2 protein-coding genes are annotated in these 1898 nt (G+C 66.1%); both read left to right on the top strand.

Annotated elements, in window-relative coordinates:
• Positions 1–25: 25 nt before the first annotated feature.
• On the top strand, positions 26–928 hold the full coding sequence (locus ACFU5G_RS29830; protein WP_377252763.1) for a carbohydrate ABC transporter permease: 903 nt from the start codon (positions 26–28) through the stop codon (positions 926–928).
• Positions 925–1812, top strand: a complete 888-nt coding sequence (locus ACFU5G_RS29825) for a carbohydrate ABC transporter permease (protein WP_377252760.1) — start codon at positions 925–927, stop codon at positions 1810–1812. The genes ACFU5G_RS29830 and ACFU5G_RS29825 overlap by 4 nt, the downstream gene beginning before the upstream one ends.
• The last annotated feature ends 86 nt before the right edge of the window (positions 1813–1898 follow it).

Below are 1898 nucleotides of genomic sequence, written 5' to 3'. Positions count from 1 at the left end.
GCGCCCACCCACCCGAGGTACCTACATGCTGAACAAACTGCGGCGAGTCGGGCCACCGCTGCTCATGCTCTCCCCGTCCCTGATCCTCCTCGGCGTCTTCGTCTACGGGCTGATCGCCGCCAACTTCACCACGTCCCTGACGGACAACCACACGGCGGCACAGGCCACCGGCCAGAAGCCGGCCGTGCTCGTGTGGTTCACCAACTACGTCGACCTGCTGGCCAGCGAGGACTTCCAGCACTCGCTGATGAACCTCGTGCTGTACACGGTCGTGTTCCTCGTCGGGACCATGGTCATGGGCTTCCTGTGGGCGTGGATGCTCGAGAAGCCCGTCAAGGGTGAGGGACTGTTCCGCTCGGTCTACCTCTTCCCGATGGCGGTCTCGTTCGTCGCCTCGGGTGTGGTGTGGCGCTGGCTGCTCAACTCCAACCAGGACGAGCAGGCCTCGGGCCTGAACCGCCTGTTCCAGATCGTCGGGCTCGACGCGCTGCAGAACAACTGGTGGAACAACGTCACGTTCGGCATCATCGCCATCGCCATCCCCGCGATCTGGCAGCTCTCCGGCTACGTCATGGCCCTGTTCCTCGCGGGGTTCCGCGGCATCCCCGAGGAGCTGCGCGAGGCCGCCCGGATGGACGGCGCCTCCGAGTGGAAGCTCTACCGGCACGTCCTGTTCCCGCAGCTCTCGCCGGTCGCGCTGTCCGCGCTGATCATCATCGGCCACATGTCGCTCAAGGCGTTCGACCTCATCATGTCGATCTCCAAGCCCGCGAACTACCAGACCAAGGTTCCCGCCGTCGACATGTTCGTGTTCAAGTCGAGCTTCGACTACGCGAACGCCGCCGCCGTCGGCTCGATCCTGCTGATCATCGTCGCGATCGTCATCGTGCCCTACCTGATCCGCACGAACCGCGAGGAGAAGCGATGACCGCCGAGGCCGAACAGCTCACCGCGCACCGCCCGGCGCCCGTCGCGCCGCGCGTCCACAGGGGCCGGTACTCGCTGGCGCGCACCCTGAAGTACGTGGGCCTGATCTTCTTCCTGATCGTCGTCCTGATCCCGGTGTACGTGCTGCTGGTGACCAGCTTCAAGGGCACCGGCGACGCCGACCCGAGCCGCGCCTGGGCCCTGCCCCAGATCTGGACCATGGAGAACTGGGCCACGGCCTGGACCACCCTGGCGCCCGCGATCGGGCGCACGCTGGCGATCGTCGTGCCGAGCTCGATCATCTCGGCGTTCCTGGGCTCGCTGAACGGGTTCGTGCTCTCGCGCTGGAGCTTCAAGGGCGCGGACATCGTCTTCACGCTGATCCTGTTCGGGATGTTCATCCCGTACCAGGCCGTGATGATCCCCCTGACGCAGCTCGTGCTGAACATCGGGATACCCACCGGTGTGCCCACGCTGATCATGCTGCACGTGGTCTACGGCATCCCGATCACCACGCTGATCTTCCGCAACTACTACCAGACCGTGCCGCACGAGCTCATCGAGGCCGGGCGCGTCGACGGCGCGGGCATGCTGCGCACCTACTGGTCGATCGTGCTGCCGATCTCGATCCCGAGCTTCGTCGTGGTGCTCATCTGGCAGTTCACGTCAGCGTGGAACGACTTCCTGTTCGCGGTGTTCTTCTCGTCGTCGCAGAACGGCCCCGTGACCGTGGCGCTGAACAACCTCGCCAACGGCGCGCTGCTGCAGAACTACGGCGTCTCCATGGCGGGCGCGCTGTTCGCGTCGCTGCCGACGCTGATCGTGTACATCATCCTCGGCAAGTACTTCGTGGGCGGGCTGATGTCGGGCTCGGTCAAGGGCTGAGAGCCCCACCCCCGCCGGACGCTCCGGGCGCCCCGGGCGCCCCGGGCGCGTGGTCGGCAAAAGGTCAGGTGGTCGGCAGCTCGAGC

It is taken from the genome of Promicromonospora sp. NPDC057488, from assembly GCF_042802395.1.
Lineage (GTDB): Bacteria > Actinomycetota > Actinomycetes > Actinomycetales > Cellulomonadaceae > Promicromonospora.
The sequence above is the reverse complement of the archived record's forward strand: the minus strand, read 5'-3'. Positions and strand labels throughout refer to the sequence as shown.

Excerpts from the sequence above, each read along its gene's own strand:
- ACFU5G_RS29830 (WP_377252763.1), top strand. The coding sequence starts at position 26 with ATGCTGAACAAACTGCGGCGAGTCGGGCCACCGCTGCTCATGCTCTCC.
- ACFU5G_RS29825 (WP_377252760.1), top strand. The coding sequence starts at position 925 with ATGACCGCCGAGGCCGAACAGCTCACCGCGCACCGCCCGGCGCCCGTC.